This is a genomic window from Mucilaginibacter metallidurans, assembly GCF_003286435.2.
Classification (GTDB): Bacteria; Bacteroidota; Bacteroidia; order Sphingobacteriales; family Sphingobacteriaceae; genus Mucilaginibacter; species Mucilaginibacter gossypii.
Genome location: NZ_CP043449.1, coordinates 1,482,906 through 1,504,420, shown reverse-complemented (window position 1 = coordinate 1,504,420; position 21,515 = coordinate 1,482,906). Strand labels below are relative to the sequence as shown.

Sequence of the window (21,515 nt, the reverse complement as noted above, 5' to 3'; positions counted from 1 at the left end):
CCGCAGATAAGTTTGTTTCACTGTTTTCTAACTCACAATTGCTGTATTCCGTTAGTAATGGCAAATCGTGACGAGATTTCGTCATTTCAAAGTCAAACAGATTACAAACAACTTATTATCAATAATATAACAAAAAGGCATAAGTATTGATAAATCCTGTTTATTCTTAAGCAAATCACTTTTAAAAATATTATTAACCTTAAAAATCACTGTTATGCCAAATCATTTATCAACATTAGGAGTTATTCATACAGCCATAAGTCTTGTGGGAGTTGCCGTCGGTTTTATTGCATTGTTTCAGGACGGGAAAATCGCCCCTAAAACAAAAAACGGCAGGCTTTACGGTGTTTTTACCGTGCTGGCCTGTTTATCCTCATTTTTCGTTATGAAAACCGGTCACCTGAGCAGTGCCCACAACCTTTCGTTTCTTATTTTAATATTACTGCCTGTTGTTTACTATGCCCCCTCCCTGCGCATTTTTGGCAGCAAGGCCGATTATGTACAAACTATAGGCATGACAGCCACCTCATTTTTCTCATTAGTACCTGCCGTAGTTGAAACGCTCACCAGACTTCCGGTTGAACAACCACTGGCTGAAGGGCCTGACTCCCCTGTAGTAAAAATGGGGCTTTTGATCATGCTGGTATTATTTATTGTAATTATGATATACCAGGCGATTAAACTAAAGGGCCAACGCAAAGGGTTTACCCCGGCCATGTGAATTGATATTTGCCGGGACGTATCTATGGGGTCATGTATCCGCTCGGCGTACCGGGTGTCAGGCGAAATTGATAAAGCATAAAACAAAAAAACACCCCGACCGGGGGTGCCTAAAAAACAAAACTAAATCAAATAACTTTATCCTGAAGTACCATTGAAAAAATACTTTTCATAGCAGCCCCGGTATTGTCTTTATAGTTTATGGTCAATTTATAATTGTCGACAACAAATGCCGAATTGGTATAAAATTGAGCATTAGAAGGGTCGGTACTGATAACATTACTACCTTCACTTACCATTTTTTTTGCGATAACAATGTTTAATCCATCCCCTTTAGTATGAAATTTCCCCGTGTACTGAACCGTTGTTGAATTACCATTTTTATAAGTTACATCGGCCAAAATAAAAGTACTATCCGACGAGAATACTAAATAACGCGCTTGTTCCCCTTCTTTAACCGGAATATACCACTGGCCAAAAAGGGATGTATTTTTTTGGACGGGTTGCTGCGCCTTGTCTTTTTTACAGGCGCCAAGAGAAAACAAAACCGATAGCAACAGGCAAACAGTTAAATTCTTAAATATCAATACAGGCTTAATCATAAAGTGAAGGTTTTACCTATCAATACGATAGATACTTTTAATTCGATACACCAATGACAAAAAAAAGACCGCTCTGAAGAAGCAGTCTTTCTATATAGTAAGTTAACCAGGTTTTAATCAGCTTTGCTAACCCTGCCTGATCCGGCGTAACGGGTTGCACCAATTGTTGCAGTACCGGAATATACAACACTTCCTGAACCAGAAATACGCGCAGAAACTGTTTTACTGGCAATCAAATTAATATTTCCTGAACCTGCAATTGAAGCTTCAACAGTTTCCGTCCTCAATGATTTACCGTTGATCTCTCCCGAACCTGAAATACGGCAGTCTGCCATACCGGTACTACCTTTAACATCAATTGAACCCGATCCGCTGATTTTCAGATCCAAAGTACCTGATTTAACAGCAGTTTTAATATTCCCCGAACCGCTTAACGCAATTTTGGCATTTTCGGCAGTCATTGTACCATCAACAGTTGCATTTCCTGAACCGCTGTTAGCAAGGTATCCAAGGCTTTTGGCGGTGATGTAAATGTTGGCGCGTTGCATATTGCGGTGGTTTTTCCAGTGATCTTTAAATTCAACTTTTAATATACCGTTTTCTACTTCAGTTTTAATATCATCAACTACATTGGCATCAACATCAAGTTTCAGGCTTTCGGTTCCATCAATTTTAATAAATACGTTAAACGGGCCACCACAGGCAATACCGTTATAACCCGATACGTTGCGGGTTACAGTTTGCGCGGAAGCATTAAAGGCTATCGAAACCGTTAGTAACGAAGCCATAAGTGAGAAGATTAGTTTTTTCATGATCGCGTGTTTAAGAATATGACGCTTTTTCAAAAAAAACGTTGCAATTTTTTGATTTTTTTACCGTCGCCAACTTCCACAAAGATTCATTACAACCTGAAATTAAGCGATATGTAAGGATACCATCCTTCGCTTGAATGACCGGCCAGCAATTGTAATACTGTTAAACTTGCCGGTGCAAAATATAACCCGCCGCCGGTACCGGTATGCCACTTATCCGAATGCTCATTTTGTATCCAAACACGACCCGTATCATAAAAGCCTACCAATCCCAACTGGCCCGGTAATATATAACTGGCTATATCAGCAAGTTTAACCCTTGCCTGTAAATTATTGAACACCATATGCTTGCCTGCAAACCGGTTTTGCAGATACCCCAACAGGTTGCCTTGTCCGCCCAAAAACATTGATTGATAAAAGGCCGGCTTTCCAAAACTTACACCGCCACCAACACGATCAGATAATACAATAGCACCGCCAGGGGTTAGTTTTTGATAGAAAGTAAACTCTGGCTTGATCTGTACAAAAGATTTGGAATAACTGTTAAATCCTTCATAACCTTGTACCGTTACAGTAAAATAGTAGCCCTTGGTAGGCAGGATATTATTATCACGTTGGTTTGTGGTATAATTGATCAGCGCGCCAAGATGTGCTTTATCTTTTCCAACCGTTAAGCTATCGTAAGAATTGATAAGCGATGTTTGGTTAATGAACCGCCCGGTATTTTGTGAAAGATCAAGATGATAAAACTGAAACGAAGGACCAACGCTGATATCGCTGTTCTTGCCCGTATGCCAGCGTAAAGCCGGATCAAACTGATAAATATCATACCGTGTACGATAGTAAGTACGATAACCAGGAAATTTATTTAACGGGCTTTCATTACCCAGGCCAAAAAAGTTCACCGTATTATCAGGCGACTGGATGTTGGCCTGCATCGTGAAATCGGCTTTACCAATGGCATCTATCCATTCCCCCCGGTATTTGATCCTGAAAGCATCCGTAGCAAACGAATGGGTGATCATTACCTGCTGTAATGTTGAATAAGGCAATTTCCTGAAACCATCATGACCGGTATATTGAAAACCCAGGCCAAGTAAAAAGCCATCATCCTTATTTAATGCTGCAGTGGCAAGCGGCATCCACACATTGTATAAATTGGTGGGTAAAAACTGAGTATTTGAGGTGTCGTTTGAAAGGTGCTTGTTTAATTTGCCAACATCGCCGGTAAAATTGGTGCTATCTCTTCGTCCATAAAATTTTATCGCTTGTGCAGATTGCTTAACCTCAACAGTTTTACTGCCTACACTATCAATCAGCCTTAACTTAATAGGTGAGTTAGCATTGTTAATTACTATACGGTCATCTCCGGCAGAAACATACAATCTTATTTCTTTAGTGATCTCCGGTTTGTACACCATATCCATAAACTGATCTTTGGTTTCGCCATCTTTGTTCAGTTTATTAATAGTTATACGCATAACTTTGCAGGGGGCATCGGCAACGGTGATCAGTTCGCTTTTATCAGTAGCGCGGATATCCACTATCCTATTAGTGAATTTATAATACTCACTCATTGCTGCCGGTATATTATCCCGGCGTTGTTTTAATATGGCAAGCAACTCTTTGTGCCTCAATTTATAGCTTTCTGCAGGCAGGCGTTTTAAACTTTCCTCAAGCACCGCATCAGTTTCGGCTTTAACAAATTCATTGGCAATCTGCATCCATCGTTCGTAGCTTATTTGTGCATCCGGATACTGCTTCATGAACCTTGTTTTAAAAAGAGAATATTTCACATGCGGAATATCCCCTGTAAAATCTTCAAGTAAGGGATCTATCCAGGGTAGCGCAGCAATACTCGGAAACACACCCTGTGTAACATGAAATACCTGGTCACGGTCACGTGGTACAGCAACATAGGTTTTACCTTTACCATTTTTAGTATCAGCCCAGCGCCATTGATCTTCGTGCCTGTCCCAATCACCCATTAAAAGATCAAGCATACGGGCACGCAAAAAGCCTTCTCCATCCAACCTGTTATCATAGCTTTTAAGCAGTTGCCCTTCCATTTTAAGGGTATTATCTGATGAACCAACAGGCTCCCTTTCCTCTATCAAACATACGGTACCAACAAACAACTTACTATATTGTCCAAGTGCGGGATCTTCGGCCACAACACCTATAACCGGGTTAGCATGCGGCACACGCGCCGCTTCAGCAAGAGGCGGCACAATCAATGCCGAATATGGGTGCTGGCCACTAAACTCGTCGCCAACCCAATCAACAGCAAAGGTACCCTGCAAATTTTCGGGCAACAGCTTATCCGGTGTTTTTTCAACACTGCGCAATACCCACTCGCGGCCGGTTTTATCTTCCAAACGTAACGACTTTGATTCCATACCACCACCCTGTTTAATAGGTGATAGGCCGCCATTTATTTGCGATAGTTTTATAACGGGAAGCTTCACTTTCATGGCCCAGTCCTTACGATAGTTTTCGCCGAACAGCCATCGATGAATCCCGCTTACATCATCATATGAGGCGTGAACACTTACAACAGTGCTATCCGGAAATTTTTGCCAGGCCGATGGCGCTATAGCCTGGGCATTAGCATACAATGCCGAGCCCGTAAGAAATAAAATAGTAAGTATCCTTTTTGTCATGAGGTGATGTGTTTAAGATGCAGGACTTAAAATACAATAAACTAACTGTTAACAAGAGACATACCAAACACACAAACATCTAAAATACAGATACTTAATAAAAATAAGCACAAAAACAAGTGGCGATATATCGTTATTTTAAAAGGTAATTCCGAATAACACAACAATATGGCTGTTATCTTAATAGTCTTTTAAACTCTTGCACAGGTATAAAAATAATCAATATGTAATCATTTTACACATCAGGCAGGCGGTTATGTTATTACCGTTCTGATATTGACCGACAAAGATTTTGAAAGCAAACAGTCTCTACATATTAAATTTTATTAGTTTTATGGTTGTATGACCCGCAACGATAAATCGCCACACATCCTTAACGCAGCATCAAATTTACTGGGCTTGTGCTTTGTGGTGCTTACCTCATTGAAATTCCTGAAAATGTCCGACCGGACCTATATTGACGAAACAGTAACCATAGCACTTGTTTTCTTTATGCTAAGCTGTATACTGTCTTTTCTGTCTATCCGGGGAAATATAAAACCCGGTGGACGTTCGGAAGCCGTGGCCGATTACCTTTTCCTGGCTGGGATGATCGTATTATTTCTTACCGCCATCTTAATCATATTTAAGGTAATGGTTTAGCCACACCTAATTATATAGGCTAAACTTTTATATGATCACCAATCACAAAAGTTCTGCAATATTTAATGCACCTAAAAACGGGCTGAGCCTCTGGCAATGCTTTTATTATTATTATTACATTCCCCCAAAAAAACCAATTAAATTAGGAATTATAATATCTATTTACTGTTTGTAAGAAAAATTTTGCAATAGTGTAAATTGATTGTAACTTGTAATTCAATTAACCTTACTGCATTTTACGTTTTTTAGTTCTATCTCCTGCACTATAACACTCTGTTTAAAGCAATTAACAGAGCGGCGCGTTTGTTAATAAATAATTTACTGAGAAATACGGCTTAACGATTTGATAACTTTGGGTTTTCATTATTTAAAAACTACCCTCCTACATTTATCAAATCATAAGTTTTAGCCGGATATGGCAACTTCTTATTTAAATTCTGAATCAGGAATTTGTAAAGAATTAGCCATGCTATATTTTGAAATTTGATATGACAACTACTCAACCTAACAATATTACTATGTCATCCGGCCAATTTCTTTTCACAATGGCTAACTACAGAATCTATACAAAATCGGTCTATACCTTAATGCCTTTCACAAACAAAATTCCGGGAATAAAAAGCTAATTGAAATAAAAGGATGAAGAAAATACTATTCATTACCGGTTCAATTAACCAAACCACTCAAATGCACCAGATAGCTAATGAGCTGCCTGAGTTTGACTGCTGGTTTAGCCAGTTGTTTACTGATAATACTACCTTAAATACCATTATTAATAAAACTACCCTGCTTAGCGGCACAGTGCTTTCTACCAAATTCAGGCTCATTTCTGAAGAGTACCTTCAAAAACATGCTTTACAAATTGATTTCAGGGCACAAAAAAACAAATATGACCTTGTTGTATTCTGTACCGATTTGATTGTGCCCCCGCGCATGCGCAATATTAAAACCATTTGGGTGCAGGAGGGTATGATTGATCGTTACACTCCGTGGAGCAGTGTTGTTAAAGCCCTAAAGCTACCCCCCACGCTTTGCGGCAACACCTCGTTAAACGGTTCGTCAAACATATGTGATGTCTATTGTGCCGCATCAGAAGGTTACAAACAGTACTTTACAGGTAAAGGGACCAGCGAACGCAAAATTGTGGTAACAGGCATGCCAAACTATGATAACCTGGTTCAGCACGTTAATAATGATTTTCCGAACCATAACTATGTAATGGTAGCCACTACTGATATGCGCGAAACATTCCGCATTGAAAACAGGATTGCCTTTATTAAAAAAGCGGTAAAAATTGCAGACGGCCGCCCATTACTTTTTAAGCTTCACCCGAATGAGAATGTCGAGCGTGCGGAAAAAGAAATCTACGCCAATACGCCGGCCGGTACATTGGTATACAGCAAAGGCAATACTAACCACATGATAGCTAATTGTTGTGAGCTTATAACCCAATACTCAACCGTAGTTTATACTGGTATTGCCTTAGGTAAAAAAGTTCATTCGCTTTTTGATGTTAATGAGCTTAAAAGGCTTGCACCGATACAAAATGATGGCGTATCGGCAAGAAATATCGCTGCCATTTGCCGCGGTTTTTTAAACCACGATGGCGATAAAAAAAGCTTTGACCCGCACGCGGCTATGGATAAATACCAGGTTAATAAGCCGGAGACGCAATTAACCGAAGAACTAATAGCTAACTGGTAATCATTTACCGTGAAACAGAAAATATTAATTGTAGTACAGGCCCGCATGGCTTCGAGCCGTTTACCGGGTAAGGTAATGCTGCCTATATTGGGTAAAAGCCTGCTGGCAAGGATGATTGAGCGGCTTAAAATGATCAGTCACGAGGCAGAAGTGATCATCGCCACATCCGAAACGCCGGCTGATGATATCATCATCAATGAAGCTATCAACATAGGTGTCCCTTATTATCGCGGCAGTCTGAATAACCTGCTCGACAGACATTACCAGGCAGCGAAATTGCATAACGCAGATGTTGTATTAAAGATCCCCTCTGATTGCCCGCTCATCGATCCGCGTATTGTGGACCATGTATTGGATTACTTTTTTGCCAACCAAAACAGCTTTGATTTTGTAAGCAACCTACACCCGGCTACATATCCCGATGGCAACGATGTGGAGATCATGACCATGGATTGCCTCACCAAAGCTTGGGAACAAGCAAGCCGGGAGCTGGAACTGGAGCATACCACTCCTTATATATGGGAAAATCCGCAATTATTCAGGCTTGGTAATGTAACATGGCCTGCCGGTTTGGATTATTCCATGTCGCATCGCTTTACGATTGACTATGCAGAAGACTATTATTTCATAGAGCGGGTATTCCGCGAATTATACGCAGATAAAAATAATTTCTCGTGCGATGATATCCTTAACCTACTAACTCAAAAACCCGAGATCTATAATATCAATGCACAATATGCCGGGGTAAACTGGTACAGGCATCATGTAGATGAGTTAAAAACCATTACATCTGCCCAAACCAAACAGGCACCCACAAAAAACTTACAGGAATTATAACAAGCGAATGATAACAGTGGAGAACAACAATTACCAGGAATTAACAGGCACCGCTCTGAAGGTACGGGAGCACATCATCCGCATGTCTACCGATGGCGGGTGTTTTACAGGTGCATCGCTATCGGCGGTGGACCTTATTGTTTATTTATATAGCCGCTTTTTAAACATTAAAAAGGATAATCTTGATGATCCAAACCGCGATTACCTTTTTCTGTCAAAAGGCCACGATGTGCCCGCCCTGTACGGCACCTTTGCCGAGCTGGGTTTATTGGAGAAAGAACGTTTAAAAAACCACCTGCTACTTAATGATCATATTTACTGGCACCCAAACACAAAAATCCCGGGTATTGAATTTCACTCAGGTTCTTTAGGTCATTTGCCTTCGGTAGCTATTGGTGTGGCTATGGACTTGAAAATCAGCGGCGGCACAAACAAAGTTGTTTGCATTTTGGGCGATGGCGAGTTGAACGAAGGCACCTGCTGGGAAGCCATGCTGGTAGCCAACGCTTATAAACTCGATAACCTGCTATTCGTGGTTGACCGCAACCACTTCCAGGCCAATATGCGTACGGAAGACCTGATTCCGCTGGAGCCGCTTACCGATAAGTTTGAAGCCTTTGGCGCAGCCGTTAAAAGAATAAACGGACACAGTTTTGCCGAGCTTGACGAAGCTTTCGGCGCCTTCCCTTTCCAGGACGGGAAACTGAATGTAATTATTGCCGATACCGTACGCGGCAAAGGCCTGCCAAGCATACAGGAACGCGCTGACAGGTGGTTTTGTAATTTCAACGCAGACGAAATCCAGCAGCTTTTATTGGAGCTGCATGGCGAACATCAAACAACATTAACATCAGAAACTTTAGTGGTGCGATAAGATGAGTTACGAAGAACTTTTAACCCAAACAGCCCTTGCCAACGAGCAAGTGATTGTAATGACCGCCGAAAACCGCGCGCTGGTACGTAACCTGCCCGGTATATTAGGCAAACGTTTTATTGATACCGGTATTACCGAGCAAACCATGATTGGTGCGGCGGCCGGCTTAGCCTTACGTGGCCGCACGCCTGTTGTACATGCCCTTGCCGCTTTTTTAACCATGCGGGCTTTTGAGTTTGTACGCACCGATGTTGGCATCGCCAATTTGCCGGTTAAACTAAGCTCATTCATACCTGGTTTTTTATCAGACGGTAACGGCCCTACCCACCAGGCTATTGAAGATGTCTCTATCATGCGTGGTATCCCCAACGTAACCGTTTTTGCCCCTGCCGATGAAGATGACCTTGTAAAAATGCTGCCACAGATCTGGGAAAGCAAAAGCCCTGCCTATACCCGCATTAATACCCGCAAAACCACCTATGTGCACGAGCCTTTTACCATAGGCAAAGCCGAAGTGATAGCTGAGGGCAGCGATGTAACCATTTTAACCTACGGCTTATTATTTGAGCAGGCACTGATTGCAGTTGAAATACTGAAAAGCGAAGGCCTTTCTGTTGGTTTGATCAACATGCGCAGCCTTAAACCTGTTGATGAGCAGGCTATATTGAAAGCATCGGCACAAAGCAAACTGGTAGTTACGCTTGAAGACCATTTTTTAACAGGCGGTCTTTACACCATTATAGCCGAAGTTTTATTAAAACACAGGACAACCGCTAATGTACTACCTGTGGCGCTGAACGAAAAATGGTTCAGGCCCGCCCTGCTTCCTTCCGTATTGGAGCACGAAGGTTTTACAGGCAAACAGATTGCCGAAAAAATACTGGGCTACCAAACTACCCACAACCAACCACAAATTTTAACACCTGAATTTTCAGAATAAAAATATCGATCATGGCTAATAAAATTGAGCTTAACAACAATTATCCCGACATCACCGAATCGGATAAATTATACGAACGTGCTTTAAAAGTTCAGAAACCAGTTACTCAAACCCTGGCTAAAGGTCCGGGGCAATTTACCAAAGGTGTAGCGCCAAAATATCTTGTAAAGGGTAAAGGATCGCATGTATGGGATGTAGACGGCAACGAATATATTGACCTGAACTCGGCTATCGGCCCTATTTCTTTGGGTTATGCCTACCCTGCTGTTGACGAGGCTATCCGTCAGCAATTGAATGATGGTATTACCTTTTCATTGATGCACCCTCTTGAGGTTGAACTTTCAGAACTGGTACAACAGGTTGTACCTAATGCCGAAGCGGTAAAGATCTCTAAAACAGGAGCTGATGTTTGTTCGGCAGCTATCCGCGTAGCGCGTGCATTTACCGGCCGCGATAAGGTATTTTGCTGCGGTTACCATGGCTGGCATGACTGGTATATTGGTATTACCAGCCGTAACTCGGGTGTGCCTGAAGCTATCCAGGATTTAACTTACACTTTTGAATATAATGACATTGAATCAGTAAAAGCAGCTTTGGATGAAACAATTGCTGCCCTTATACTGGAGCCTTTCATTTTTGAGGCACCGAAACCAGGCTATCTGCAGGAACTGGCAGAAGTTTGTAAAGCTAATGGCACCCTGCTCATTTTTGACGAAATGTGGACAGGCTTCCGTGTAGCAGTTGGTGGCGCGCAGGAATATTTCAATGTTAAAGCTGATTTGGCTGTGTTTTCAAAAGCATGTGCCAACGGTATGCCAATAGCATTGTTAACAGGCCGTGCCGATGTGATGGAGTTGTTCAACGCTGAAGTATTCAGCTATACAACCTTTGGCGGCGAGGCTTTATCATTAGCGGCTTGCATCGCTACTATCAATGAGCTTCGCGATAAAAAGGTGCCACAATACCTTGACGAGCATGGTGCACTTTTAAAAGATGGCTACAACAGCCTTGCCATTGAGTTGGGCGTTGATAAATACACCCGTTGTGTTGGTTTTAACTGCCGCAGCATGGTAACCTTTACTCCTGATGCCGGTAACGGATTGGAAGTGAAAACTTTCATGCAGCAGGAAATGATAAAACGCGGTGTGCTTTGGGCAGGCTTCCACAATATGTGCTACAGCCATACCACTGAAGATATCGACTACATCCTTGCTGCTTACCGTGATGTATTGCCATTGCTAAAAGCAGCCATCGAAAGCGGTAATATCAAAGATCAATTAAAAGGCGAAGTGTTAGAGGCCGTTTTCCGTAAGGTGAGCAATTACAACATCAAACCTAAAAGTATAGCCTAAGTCATGGATCTGTTTTCATTAAAAAGGAAAACTGCAGTTGTAACGGGTGCTTTAGGGCTCATCGGTCGTAAACATTGCGAAGCCCTTGCAGCAGCAGGTGCAAACGTAATAGTGGCCGATATAAACGCTGAAGCAACCAGGGCATTTGCCGCAGAACTGGGCGATAATCATTTAGGGCTGGGCGTTGACGTAACCAGCAAGGAATCATTAATTGATGCGCTCAACGCAGCACTTGATAAATATGATTCGATTGATGTATTGGTAAACAACGCCGCCATTAACGATAAGTTCGAGAACCCGGCCATGGCCAAGGAGCTATCTGCGTTTGAAAACTATCCGTTGGAGGCTTTTCAGCAATCGCTTAATGTAAATGTTACCGGCGTATTCTTATGCTCACAGGTATTTGGTACACACATGGCCTTGCAACGCAGCGGTAGTATCATCAATATAGCATCAACCTATGGCATGGTTGGGCCCGATCAAAGCATTTACCGCGATTCGCTTGGGCAGCAAACTTTTTACAAGTCGGCAGCATACCCGGTTACCAAGGGGGCTATCATCAATTTCACCCGCTTTTTAGCAGCCTATTGGGGCCATACCGGCGTGAGGGTAAATACACTTTCTCCGGGCGGCGTTGAAGCCGGGCAAACCGAAGATTTTATTGGCAACTATTCAGCAAAAACTTTATTAGGGCGCATGGCCCAGGCGTCAGATTATCAGGGCGCGCTTATATTCCTGGCCAGCGAGGCATCGGCTTATATGACCGGCGCTAACCTGGTTGTGGACGGGGGGTGGACAGCTATTTAATTTAAACCAACTATTATGAACGAGATTTTAAAACAAAAAGCGGCCGGCATTAAATTATTGCTTACCGACAACGATGGGGTTTTAACAGATGCCGGAGTATACTACAATCACGACGGCGAACTTTTAAAAAAATTCAGCATGCGCGATGGTATGGGGGTTGAACGTCTTCGCAAATTTGCTGATGTAAATACTGGTATTATTACCGGCGAAAACTCGCCTTCATTAATTAAAAGAGCAGAAAAATTACACATCACCGAACTGCATTTAGGTACAAAAGATAAAGTAGCTGCTTTTAAAGAAATTTGCAGCCGCTTAGAGCTGCAACCTACCGAAGTTGCTTTTATCGGCGATGATTACAACGACCTGGAAGTGATGAAACTGGCCGGCCTTACCGCCTCTCCTGCCGATGCTTTACCGCACGTTAAAGCACAGGTAGACTTCGTAAGTTCATTAAATGGTGGCGACGGGTGCTTCCGGGAGTTTGCCGAACTGATTATCGAAGCTAAAAACGATAAATATTTAGCGGGTAAAAGAAATGGCACAATTACTTTACAAAACGGCCGGGTAATTGGCAAAGGCCAGCCAAGCTATATCATTGCCGAAATTGGCATTAACCACAACGGTTCACTTGAAATTTGTAAGAAATTAATTGATGAGGCTGTAGCAGCTAAAGCCGATGCGGTTAAATTTCAAAAACGCACACCTGAAATTTGCGTGCCGCGCGATCAGTGGGAAATTATGCGTGACACCCCATGGGGCCGCATTACCTATATCGACTACAAACGTAAAACCGAATTTGGCATAGCCGAATATGCAACCATCGACCAATATTGCAAAAAAGTAGGTATCGACTGGTTTGTATCTGCCTGGGACGCACCATCTGTTGATTTTATGGAGCAGTTTGATACCATCCTATACAAACTGGCGTCGGCGTCATTAACCGACTTTGCCCTGATCCAGCGTATCCTTGAAACCGGCAAACCGTTAATGCTTTCAACCGGCATGTCGACCATGAAAGAGATCGAAACAACTATGGATTATATCAATGCCTTTGATGAAAACTATCCACTGTTTATTGCTCATTCAACTTCGGCTTATCCATGCCCTCCGCATGAGCTTAACCTTAAAATGATCCAGACGCTGGAGAATAAATATCCGGGCATCCCTATCGGCTATTCGGGCCACGAAACAGGTTTGGCAACTACCGTAGGTGCAGTAGCTATGGGCGCAACCTTTGTTGAGCGCCACTTTACGCTCGACCGTGCCATGTGGGGATCTGACCACGCTGCTTCTGTTGAGCCTCAGGGTTTACAACGTTTAGTGCGCGACATCAGGGATGTTGAAACGGCAGCTGGTGACGGTGAAAAACGTGTTTACGAATCAGAACTTGCACCAATGAAACGTTTAAGGGTAAACATCAGCGACGAATATAAAGAGAAACCAAGCGTTAAATCATAATGTCTCCGGAAAAACTAACCACCATAATTACATCTATTATCCTTTTTTGCTGGATAGGATTCATCATTGCCTGGGAACGAATATCGCCTTACAGAAAAGGCTTGAAATTTTTCAGGGAGGGGTTTTGGATTGATTTAGTGTGGTATACACTGATACAAAGTTATTTTTTAAAAATCCTCATTTTCGATTATATCATTAAGCCTTTAGAGGCGCATTTTGATCTGTCGCATCTGCATTTAATAAGTAACTGGCCTGTAACATTGCAAGTATTGTTTTTCCTGTTTACGCATGACCTTTATATTTATTTGTTTCACCGCTTTCAGCACTCGAATAAATTTTTCTGGCGTATTCATGAGGCGCACCACTCGGGCAAGGAGGTTGACTTTTTAGCCGGTTCACGTTCGCATATCATGGAGATAATCATCAATCAAACCATTGAGTTTGCACCTATCATTTTGTTAGGTGCAAACCCAATAGTTATACCGATAAAAGCTATGTTAGATGCCATGTTTGGCATGTTTATACACGGCAATATTAAGGTAAACATGGGCAAGCTTAAGTACATCATTAACTCGCCCCAATTGCATTTATGGCACCATGCCAATTACCAGGAGGTTTTTCATGCCAACTTTGCAACCAAGTTTTCATTTTGGGATTACCTTTTCGGTACAGTTTATGATCCTGGCCACACGCCTGGCAACAAGCCCGAAAACTGGGGCCTTTATTATGATTACCCCAAAGATTACTTTTTGCAGCATGCATTCAGCGTAAAACGCTTCGATGAAAAAACGTTGCTCAAATACCGCTGGTTTATCTGGTATTATAACCTGCGGCCACGGTTTATGAATTGGATAAAAACTTTACTTCCTGTTAAAATAAACAATGCACCTAAATTGGAGATTGAGCAGCAACCCGTTACCTTAGTATCCGAACAAGAAAACGTACTACAACAAAACTAACAACATATTGGCCTGGCTATATATTTTAATCGCAGCCGCATTTGAAGCGGCCTGGACATTCTCGCTAAAATTCATGAAATTCAGCGATTTGAAGGCACTTCGTCTTAATTCTGTTTTAAGCCTGCAACATGGCCTGCCAGTATGGTTACCTTTTGTAGGTTACATTGTTTTCGGCATAGGCAACATCTACTTTTTTTCGCTGGCAATAAAACTGGTGCCAACAGCCGTAGCATATGCTGTATGGACAGCGGTAACCCTCATCCTGATCAAATTAGCAGAGGTTTCGTTTTTAAATCAGCGCCTCTCCTATGTGGAAATATTTTTCATGCTGCTGATCATGACAGGTGTTTTAGGTTTGAAATTTTATGGCCCGGAAATAAAGTAAGCCTGGCGAGTTATTTACCCAACGCCTCCTTTTTTAGTTTTGCCTTCAAAGCATCAAACCGTACCCAATAAAGGTAACAATCCTTTTCACTGGTGCCTTTGGTATAAATCAGGTATTTACCATCAGGAGTAACATATTCGCCCCAGCGGTGGGCATCACCATCATTAATCAGCGAGCCAAGGTTTAACGGTGCTGTCCAGCTATAATCGGGCTTACGAAAAGTGATCCCGAGCTCACATTCGTAATCTGACTTTTCCTTATAGCTGATGATCAAGTATGACTCATCGGGCGCTACATAGAAATCGCCGTCGAATGCCGGTGTATTGATAACCGGTCCTAAGCTTTTAATAACTGTATCTGTTTTGGAGATGGTAAGCGTGCAGAAATCGTAAGTACTATAGTCTCTTACGTTGCCCTTATCACCGTTACTACCTACATAAAAAGTTCCGCTGTTGGTCGGCATAAAATTGTAAAGGCCATAACCCTTTTTCAGAAATACAGATGGATCTGTCCAACCGTCTTTGTTGCGATGTGATATCCAAACATATGAATGTTTACCATCGCCTCTGCCTGCAAAGTACATGCTCCTGCCATCAACAGAAAAAGTTGGTGTGCTATAATCATAGTTAAGTACAAAAGGGCCTTGCCATCTGTTATCATCATATTTAAAATAACGGATCTTATTACCTTTTGCATTAAACCAGTGTATGGAGTTGCCGTAATAGAACTCCTTGCCATTTGCAGAAAAGGCAGACCGCCCCATGGCTATGCCACTATCAGGCACCAACATGTGTTGCGCAAAAACACGCGGTGTATCATTAGGGCGCTGCTGTCCAAGATAAGCGTCCTTGCTATTGAAAAAATTGCTTTGAGCGCTTACACAGCTATAAAAGCAGCACAACACAAGCAGGAAAATTAAAATTCTCATGGTAAAATGGTTATGTTTATTTTATTGGATTTACTATCTGCAAAACAAAGTTAGCGGTGGTTAATTACAAACACCGGTTCAAACCCATTCAAGTTTGTTTCAATTAAAATCAAGTTGTTTTGCCTGTACCATATTCCTCCAGATTGCTCTCTTAAATTAGTGTAAATCAAAATAAAAGCACTTATGAAAAAGGCCATTTTATTATCCGCAACTGCCTGCCTGTTCAGTATCGGAATTGCAGCAAAAGCAGCCAACGCATTAGAAGTACCAGCAGCTGTGAAACAAAGCCTCGCCAAAAAATATCCAAATGCAACCAAAGTAACCTGGGAAAAGGAGAAAGGAAATTATGAAGCCAACTGGGGAGGCAAATCTGGTGAGGATATTTCGGTAACTTTTACCCCTAAAGGCGACTTTGTTGAAGAGGTGGATGCCATATCGGTTAACCAACTGCCTCTTGCCGTTATTGAATACGTTAAAACAAATTATAAAGGCACAAAAATTAAAGAAGCCGGGCGTGTAACCAATGCAGCCGGCAAAAAAATGTTTGAGGCAGAAATAAAAGGGAAAGATCTGCTATTTGACGAAAAAGGAAAGTTCATTAAAATTGATTGAATATAGCCGTCACAATCCTGTTAATCTTAAAATAATACTATCTTTTGTAACAATTCAAATTTAATTTGTACGTTTAAAACAATTGAAAAGCATATTTCGGGCACACGCCCGGAATATGAATAAAACTGAACACTTTTTGTACCCTTAATCTACCACAATTTGTTATCCTCTTTTGAGATTTATTCCCGAACGTCAAAGTCAACAAGACGGCTATTCTCTAATCTTTTAACTCCATTGCTTATTCTTATGTTGTTTCCGTTGCGCAGCACAGCACAACAACCAGACAGCGTTAAAAAACCATCAACCCAGGTAATAACGAGCGTTAAAGGACAAGTGGTGGATGACGTATCGGGGCAGCCACTTCCGGGTATTAATGTTAAAGTTGTTGGCGGCAAGTACGGAACCATTGCAGATCCGGACGGGAAATTTGAGTTAAACGCCCCGGGAGCTTTTACGCACGTTACCTTCTCTTATATTGGCTATCAAACCGTTACAAAAGTGATTAAACCTGGACTGGTAAACGTTCTGCATATCAGGTTACATGATAGTCAAACCCAGCTTAAAGAAGTTAAGATTGTTTCCGGAAAGAAACAACGATATCGTAATAAAGGCAATCCGGCGGTTGAGCTTATCCAGCAGGTGATCGACCATAAAAAGCAAAACCGCATGGAAAGCGCCGATTACCTGCAATACGACCAATATGAGCGCATCAATCTGTCATTTATCGACGTTCCTTCTAAACTGATGAACAGCCGTTATTTTAAGATGTACAAGTTCATGCTTGATACTGTAAAAGATAACGGGCAAACCCAGGTGTTGCTCCCCGCTTATCTCAGCGAAAAACAATATCAAAACTATTATCGCAAAAATCCGGCTAAATCTATCCAGGTACTTAAAGCGCAAAAAGAAGCCAACATCCTTAAATTTATTGATACGGCAGGCCTTGATGTTTATATGAACCGCCTTTACGGTAATGTAATTGATATTTATGATAACAATGTTTTTATCATCACCAACCAGTTCCTGAGCCCTATTGCCGATCACTCTCCTAATTATTACAAATTTTTTATTACCGATACCATACAGACTGCTAAGGAAAAACTGATTGAACTAAGCTTTACACCACGCACCAAAGGCGACCTGCTTTTTGAGGGTAAGCTGCTTGTAAGTATGACAGGCAACTATGCTGTACGGGGCTGTGAGCTTAATGTGAACAAGCAGATCAATATCAATTTCATGAGGGCACTCAAGATCACACTTGATTTTGAGCAGAATCCTAACGGCAAATATTTTTTAAGCAAAAGCGATGTTAAAGCCGATTTTGGCATCTTAAAAAACAAAGGCCTCGGGCTGATGGGTGAACGAACGGTAATCTTTTCTAACTACATAGCAGACAAACCGCTTCCTGCTGCATTTTATGAGGGCAAAGAATTGCAGATAGCCCCCGATGCAGACAAGCCCGACACCTCATACTGGGCTCGTAACCGGCCGGATACACTAACCGATCATCAGTCGAAGATGTACCCGCGCATCTCGCGGTTAGAAAAAATGCCGCAATTTAAACGGGCAACCTGGTTTGCAGCTACGTTTACCGGAGGTTATGCCAAGGCGGGCCCGGTGCTGATAGGCCCCATTGGCACATTTTATTCCCGGGACAGCCAGGAAGGCTCCCGCTTTCAGATTGGCGGACGTACCACCACCGATTTAAGCAAATCAATTTATTTTGAAGGATTTGGCGCCTATGGTACTCGCGATAAGGCTTATAAATACAATATCGCAACTTTTTACTCATTCAATAAAACACCTTTTTACCGCTACCCTAATGACTACCTTAAGGCAAGCTATTTAAATGATGTTAATGTACCGGGCAGGGACCTTTCTACTATCAATCAGCAAGCCGCGCTTGCATCGTTTTCAACAGGAAAAACAATATACTGGCTTTATAGTAAGATTGCCAAAATTGAATATGTAAAGGACTTTGAAAACCATTTTTCGTTCGATCTCGCGTTTAGAAACTGGAACCAGCGCCCCGCCGCGGCATTAGTGTTTCAATATAATGATGATGCCAACACTATGGTTCATGACATTACTACCAGCGAGTTGAACCTCGCTTTCAGGTATGCACCGCATGAGCAAATTTTACAGGGAACGGTATACCGCCGCACCATCTACAGCAAATACCCGATCATGAATTTGCAGATCAATCATGGCTTTAAAGGCCTGTTCAATGGTGAATATGATTTCACCAGTGTTAAAGCAAGCATTTTCAAACGGTTTTACCTGTCTCAGCTTGGTTATACTGATATTACTGTACTTGGAAATTATTTAGTGGGTAAAGTGCCATTTCCACTCCTCAATCTGGCCCCGGCTAACCAGTCACTTGCCTATGATGAGGATGCCTATAACCAGCAAACTTACCTTGAGTTTGTAAGCGATCATTATGCGGGTATTAACTTAACCCATAGCTTCAGCGGCTTTTTGCTGAATAAATTCCCATTGATAAAACACCTGAAATGGAGGGAATTTCTATCAGCCAAAATACTATTCGGCGGCTTGCGCAACGAAAATAATCCACTTTATTCATCTAACTTGTTCCGGTTCCCGGTAGGTGGTAACGGGGCAAATGGCACTTATGCTTTAGGCACTAAACCTTATATAGAAGCCGGAGTAGGTATAGGTAATATCTTTAAGTTTTTGCGGATAGACGGGATCAAAAGGTTTAATTACCTTGACCATCCGGGGGCTGCGGAATATGGCGTTAAATTTAGTTTCGCCCCGGATTTTTAAGCAAACCCTTTTTATATAATATTAAAATAGCGTGGTCGTAAACCCGATGCTATAACTTACATAATCAGGATTTAAAATATACTGTGATTTAGCCTTATACAAATGGTAATAGGCCGGTTCAAATACAAGGGCAAAATGTGGTACAATGTAATATTCCAACCCTGCAGATATCTTTACCGCCGGATGTTTAGTGCTCACACTGCTTACGGTAATACCGTTTGAGTTAACAGATGTATTATTATACCCAGAGCTATTATAACCTGGCTGCAACAACGCATAAATCCCTAATCTGTTCAATTTCCGTCGATAACCTGCGCCCAAAAGAAAAAAGCTGGCAGATAGCTTTCCCTCTGTCACGTTAGTCGGAACTTCGCCGGCTTTACTTTTATATTTGTTATTTAGGGCGTCGTAGTTAAATCGAAAGAAAAAAGCATTGATATAAGCAGGGCGGTACTCAACGGCGGTATTTAAAACACTCCCCCGTTTCATACTTACCTGCTCATCTCCAGAGGGTATATTTATACCTACCCCTCCGGGAAAATAAAGCCTTGAGGTAAATTTTTCAGTTTGGGCTTTAACATGTAATGTCATTAGCAGCAGCCCCGGCAACAATAAAAAAGATGCTTTGCAAATCCTCATTCTGTTAAGTACGTTTTGAAACAAAGGGAATTTGTAAAACCTTAACAAAACTTCTGCATACGTTTTTATCAGGATGAGTATCTATCCCAAATACCGTATCTTCCGGCTTTAGCTTTCCGTAGGTGCCAAATATTCTGTCCCACACAGATAATACATCGCCATAATTGCAGTCAGTATAAGGTAACTGATAGTGATGATGAACATGGTGTATGTTGGGTGTTACAAAAATTAGCCCTAACCACTTATCCATACCATCTGATAAACGGAATTGCGTGTGTGATGTGATATTTGAAACAGTTTGAATTGTTTGTCTTAACAAAAGCAGTTCAAACGACGCTCCTGTTATTCCTATCCATAACATTAAAAAACACATTCTTAAAAAAGTTTCACCGGGGTGTTCCCTAACAGTTGTTGATACATCAAGTTTTTGATCGGTATGGTGTACAAGATGAAATTTCCATAGTACTTTAACCTTATGCATAATAACGTGGTACAGGTATTCGCAAAAGTCAAGTATAATAAACCCTATTACGTATTTTACTAATATACTTTGGTGCAAGGGCAAGAGGTTTAACAAACCTAAATGACTTTGGGTTATCCAGGCTGCCTCAACCAATACAAACATCGTCATGAAAAGCTGCACAGGCAGCGCTGTTACAATAAATAACATATTTGTAAAGGTATGCTGCCATTTTTTGCGGACAGGTATTGCCAATATCAAACCTTCCGCAAGCCAAAGTGAAGTTATCAATCCTCCGAAAATCAATATTTGTACCGACGAGGGGTGGGTAATGAAAAAAGATTTGTTAAATTCCATGCAAAGCCTTTATCATCAATATTACAAGAACATTCTGTAGTAATTATGAACAAAGCCATTCAAACAATATCAAGAGGTTGTATCATAAATCAAATTGACGCCCCTTAGTGGTGTGTTACCTAATAAATTAAAATTTAGCCGATAATATTTATATAATAAGGGGGGTAACATATTTTTACATAAAACACACCCAATTACCTGATTATAAACCATATAAATAAACACCAACACTAAATTGTGTTAACCCTGTTAACCCCTTTTTTGTCAGTAGAGTTAACCCAAAACTATATATCGCTTAAATATCCGAACAAGTTAAAAAAGGCCGCATCACGATTTTTTTATGATACAGCCTTATGGTTTATTAACTTAAAAATTACAATCCTTTCCAGGATCGATATTTTCTTTATCACGGGCAAAAACGGCCTCGCCATTTTTGAAAGTCACTATCCAGATGCTGTCGTAATCATCATCAGGCCATTTCAGTTTTTGCTGCTTCGCCCCTAATGAATGTACAATTGGTGCTATACCCCCATGCTCCCATACTACGAGTATCACACCTGTACGACTTTTTAAATCGGCGGCTAAACCTAAGGAGTCCTTTTCCGTGCGGGAGCTGTTTACCGTTAAATTGTACTTGGCGGCAAGCGGCACAATTGTTTGAAACATCCTGGAATGTTTGGTAGCCTCTCCTAACCCCAAACCGGGCACAAATATTTTGTCAGGTACACCAAATTTAGCTGTTATTACAGCCGGTAATTTTAACGATCTGTTTATTCCCTGGCAGTTCAGATTATCCCCTTTAAGTGGTTTTTCCGCATGACGGATAAACACAATCTTTAAATCAGCTGATTGTGCATTGACCGATAATGCTGTTAGCGACGATATGACTGATAGGCAAAGTATACAAATAAACTTTTTCATTTTTCTTGAGCGTATAAAAAAATAGCCGGATTAATTCCGGCTATTCCTAAAGAGTA

At 41.5% G+C, this 21,515-nt stretch carries 20 protein-coding genes; 13 read left to right on the top strand and 7 right to left on the bottom strand.

The window, feature by feature from the left end; genetic code table 11:
* The first annotated feature begins 214 nt into the window (after positions 1-214).
* On the top strand, positions 215-721 hold the full coding sequence (locus DIU38_RS06710) for a hypothetical protein (protein WP_112654388.1): 507 nt from the start codon (positions 215-217) through the stop codon (positions 719-721).
* Between the two features lie 127 nt (positions 722-848).
* On the opposite strand, the gene DIU38_RS06705 is transcribed toward DIU38_RS06710, so the two are convergent.
* The 3 genes from DIU38_RS06705 to DIU38_RS06695 all read right to left on the bottom strand — a co-directional run bounded on the left by DIU38_RS06705 (position 849) and on the right by DIU38_RS06695 (position 4,797).
* Positions 849-1,322, bottom strand: a complete 474-nt coding sequence (locus DIU38_RS06705) for a hypothetical protein (RefSeq protein WP_091162573.1) — start codon at positions 1,320-1,322, stop codon at positions 849-851.
* A 113-nt stretch (positions 1,323-1,435) separates the two neighbouring features.
* Complete coding sequence (locus DIU38_RS06700) at positions 1,436-2,134, bottom strand: head GIN domain-containing protein (RefSeq protein WP_112654389.1); 699 nt, start codon at positions 2,132-2,134, stop codon at positions 1,436-1,438.
* Between the two features lie 89 nt (positions 2,135-2,223).
* The gene (locus tag DIU38_RS06695) at positions 2,224-4,797 is read right to left on the bottom strand and encodes a BamA/TamA family outer membrane protein (protein ID WP_112654390.1); all 2,574 of its coding nucleotides are present in this window, start codon (positions 4,795-4,797) and stop codon (positions 2,224-2,226) included.
* A 342-nt stretch (positions 4,798-5,139) separates the two neighbouring features.
* On the opposite strand from DIU38_RS06695, the gene DIU38_RS06690 reads away from it, so the two are divergent.
* The 10 genes from DIU38_RS06690 to DIU38_RS06645 all read left to right on the top strand — a co-directional run bounded on the left by DIU38_RS06690 (position 5,140) and on the right by DIU38_RS06645 (position 14,755).
* Positions 5,140-5,439, top strand: coding sequence for a hypothetical protein (locus tag DIU38_RS06690; protein ID WP_091162570.1), 300 nt, complete (start codon positions 5,140-5,142; stop codon positions 5,437-5,439).
* Between the two features lie 639 nt (positions 5,440-6,078).
* Positions 6,079-7,143, top strand: coding sequence for a UDP-N-acetyl glucosamine 2-epimerase (locus DIU38_RS06685; RefSeq protein WP_112654391.1), 1,065 nt, complete (start codon positions 6,079-6,081; stop codon positions 7,141-7,143).
* Positions 7,144-7,152: 9 nt separating this feature from the next.
* Positions 7,153-7,980: a glycosyltransferase family protein gene (locus DIU38_RS06680; RefSeq protein ID WP_243770794.1), complete on the top strand. Its 828-nt coding sequence runs from the start codon at positions 7,153-7,155 to the stop codon at positions 7,978-7,980.
* 7 nt (positions 7,981-7,987) lie between these two features.
* Positions 7,988-8,854 (top strand): transketolase, encoded by an 867-nt coding sequence (locus tag DIU38_RS06675; protein WP_112654392.1) that lies wholly within the window; start codon positions 7,988-7,990, stop codon positions 8,852-8,854.
* Position 8,855: 1 nt separating this feature from the next.
* Positions 8,856-9,794, top strand: a complete 939-nt coding sequence (locus DIU38_RS06670; protein ID WP_112654393.1) for a transketolase family protein — start codon at positions 8,856-8,858, stop codon at positions 9,792-9,794.
* A gap of 11 nt (positions 9,795-9,805) precedes the next feature.
* Positions 9,806-11,146 carry an aminotransferase class III-fold pyridoxal phosphate-dependent enzyme gene (locus DIU38_RS06665; protein ID WP_112654394.1) on the top strand — a complete coding sequence of 447 codons (1,341 nt, stop codon included), beginning with the start codon at positions 9,806-9,808 and terminating at the stop codon, positions 11,144-11,146.
* A gap of 3 nt (positions 11,147-11,149) precedes the next feature.
* Positions 11,150-11,953, top strand: a complete 804-nt coding sequence (locus DIU38_RS06660; RefSeq protein WP_112654395.1) for an SDR family oxidoreductase — start codon at positions 11,150-11,152, stop codon at positions 11,951-11,953.
* A gap of 15 nt (positions 11,954-11,968) precedes the next feature.
* Positions 11,969-13,411: an N-acetylneuraminate synthase family protein gene (locus DIU38_RS33830; protein ID WP_112654396.1), complete on the top strand. Its 1,443-nt coding sequence runs from the start codon at positions 11,969-11,971 to the stop codon at positions 13,409-13,411.
* Positions 13,411-14,370 carry a sterol desaturase family protein gene (locus DIU38_RS06650; protein ID WP_112654397.1) on the top strand — a complete coding sequence of 320 codons (960 nt, stop codon included), beginning with the start codon at positions 13,411-13,413 and terminating at the stop codon, positions 14,368-14,370. The genes DIU38_RS33830 and DIU38_RS06650 overlap by 1 nt, the downstream gene beginning before the upstream one ends.
* 7 nt (positions 14,371-14,377) lie before the next feature.
* Positions 14,378-14,755, top strand: a complete 378-nt coding sequence (locus DIU38_RS06645; protein WP_208057565.1) for a DMT family transporter — start codon at positions 14,378-14,380, stop codon at positions 14,753-14,755.
* 10 nt (positions 14,756-14,765) lie between these two features.
* On the opposite strand, the gene DIU38_RS06640 is transcribed toward DIU38_RS06645, so the two are convergent.
* A complete protein-coding gene (locus DIU38_RS06640; RefSeq protein ID WP_112654399.1) occupies positions 14,766-15,683 on the bottom strand; it encodes a PD40 domain-containing protein in 918 nt (305 codons plus the stop codon).
* A 183-nt stretch (positions 15,684-15,866) separates the two neighbouring features.
* Here DIU38_RS06640 and DIU38_RS06635 point away from each other — a divergent pair, with 183 nt between their 5' ends.
* Together DIU38_RS06635 and DIU38_RS06630 are read left to right on the top strand one after the other, a co-directional pair.
* A complete protein-coding gene (locus tag DIU38_RS06635) occupies positions 15,867-16,295 on the top strand; it encodes a PepSY-like domain-containing protein (RefSeq protein WP_112654400.1) in 429 nt (142 codons plus the stop codon).
* Positions 16,296-16,541: 246 nt separating this feature from the next.
* Entirely contained in the window at positions 16,542-19,082 is a 2,541-nt protein-coding gene (locus DIU38_RS06630; protein WP_112654401.1) for a DUF5686 and carboxypeptidase-like regulatory domain-containing protein, read from the top strand.
* Positions 19,083-19,103: 21 nt separating this feature from the next.
* On the opposite strand, the gene DIU38_RS06625 is transcribed toward DIU38_RS06630, so the two are convergent.
* The 3 genes from DIU38_RS06625 to DIU38_RS06615 form a co-directional block, all read right to left on the bottom strand.
* On the bottom strand, positions 19,104-19,721 hold the full coding sequence (locus tag DIU38_RS06625; protein ID WP_112654402.1) for an outer membrane beta-barrel protein: 618 nt from the start codon (positions 19,719-19,721) through the stop codon (positions 19,104-19,106).
* 4 nt (positions 19,722-19,725) lie between these two features.
* Positions 19,726-20,538 (bottom strand): sterol desaturase family protein, encoded by an 813-nt coding sequence (locus tag DIU38_RS06620; protein ID WP_112654403.1) that lies wholly within the window; start codon positions 20,536-20,538, stop codon positions 19,726-19,728.
* A gap of 366 nt (positions 20,539-20,904) precedes the next feature.
* The gene (locus tag DIU38_RS06615; protein WP_112654404.1) at positions 20,905-21,459 is read right to left on the bottom strand and encodes a histidine phosphatase family protein; all 555 of its coding nucleotides are present in this window, start codon (positions 21,457-21,459) and stop codon (positions 20,905-20,907) included.
* Between the last annotated feature and the right edge of the window lie 56 nt (positions 21,460-21,515).

Excerpts from the sequence above, each read along its gene's own strand:
- DIU38_RS06640 (WP_112654399.1), bottom strand. The coding sequence starts at position 15,683 with ATGAGAATTTTAATTTTCCTGCTTGTGTTGTGCTGCTTTTATAGCTGT.
- DIU38_RS06660 (WP_112654395.1), top strand. The coding sequence starts at position 11,150 with ATGGATCTGTTTTCATTAAAAAGGAAAACTGCAGTTGTAACGGGTGCT.
- DIU38_RS33830 (WP_112654396.1), top strand. The coding sequence starts at position 11,969 with ATGAACGAGATTTTAAAACAAAAAGCGGCCGGCATTAAATTATTGCTT.
- DIU38_RS06650 (WP_112654397.1), top strand. The coding sequence starts at position 13,411 with ATGTCTCCGGAAAAACTAACCACCATAATTACATCTATTATCCTTTTT.
- DIU38_RS06665 (WP_112654394.1), top strand. The coding sequence starts at position 9,806 with ATGGCTAATAAAATTGAGCTTAACAACAATTATCCCGACATCACCGAA.
- DIU38_RS06630 (WP_112654401.1), top strand. The coding sequence starts at position 16,542 with ATGTTGTTTCCGTTGCGCAGCACAGCACAACAACCAGACAGCGTTAAA.
- DIU38_RS06670 (WP_112654393.1), top strand. The coding sequence starts at position 8,856 with ATGAGTTACGAAGAACTTTTAACCCAAACAGCCCTTGCCAACGAGCAA.
- DIU38_RS06695 (WP_112654390.1), bottom strand. The coding sequence starts at position 4,797 with ATGACAAAAAGGATACTTACTATTTTATTTCTTACGGGCTCGGCATTG.
- DIU38_RS06705 (WP_091162573.1), bottom strand. The coding sequence starts at position 1,322 with ATGATTAAGCCTGTATTGATATTTAAGAATTTAACTGTTTGCCTGTTG.
- DIU38_RS06625 (WP_112654402.1), bottom strand. The coding sequence starts at position 19,721 with ATGAGGATTTGCAAAGCATCTTTTTTATTGTTGCCGGGGCTGCTGCTA.
- DIU38_RS06710 (WP_112654388.1), top strand. The coding sequence starts at position 215 with ATGCCAAATCATTTATCAACATTAGGAGTTATTCATACAGCCATAAGT.
- DIU38_RS06615 (WP_112654404.1), bottom strand. The coding sequence starts at position 21,459 with ATGAAAAAGTTTATTTGTATACTTTGCCTATCAGTCATATCGTCGCTA.
- DIU38_RS06685 (WP_112654391.1), top strand. The coding sequence starts at position 6,079 with ATGAAGAAAATACTATTCATTACCGGTTCAATTAACCAAACCACTCAA.
- DIU38_RS06675 (WP_112654392.1), top strand. The coding sequence starts at position 7,988 with ATGATAACAGTGGAGAACAACAATTACCAGGAATTAACAGGCACCGCT.
- DIU38_RS06635 (WP_112654400.1), top strand. The coding sequence starts at position 15,867 with ATGAAAAAGGCCATTTTATTATCCGCAACTGCCTGCCTGTTCAGTATC.
- DIU38_RS06690 (WP_091162570.1), top strand. The coding sequence starts at position 5,140 with ATGACCCGCAACGATAAATCGCCACACATCCTTAACGCAGCATCAAAT.
- DIU38_RS06620 (WP_112654403.1), bottom strand. The coding sequence starts at position 20,538 with ATGGAATTTAACAAATCTTTTTTCATTACCCACCCCTCGTCGGTACAA.
- DIU38_RS06700 (WP_112654389.1), bottom strand. The coding sequence starts at position 2,134 with ATGAAAAAACTAATCTTCTCACTTATGGCTTCGTTACTAACGGTTTCG.